Below are 204 nucleotides of genomic sequence, written 5' to 3'. Positions count from 1 at the left end.
ACCAAACGCGGTATCTTTTACCCGCACCTGCAAAATCAGGTGCCGGGCTTGACCTCCTGAAAATCTGTTGTTGGCGACATATTGACGCGCCCGCGTCTTTTTTTATGTCGTGCGCACGGCTACACCTCTATGGCGGGCCGGGCGGGGGCACCGCAAGGTGCGCCGGTTTCCTGTAACGCCGGTAAGGTCAACCCCGTCCGGTTC

The sequence above is a fragment of the Citrobacter sp. Colony219 genome (assembly GCF_019382635.1).
Lineage (GTDB): Bacteria > Pseudomonadota > Gammaproteobacteria > Enterobacterales > Enterobacteriaceae > Citrobacter > Citrobacter youngae.
Note: the sequence above shows the minus strand (reverse complement) of the source record.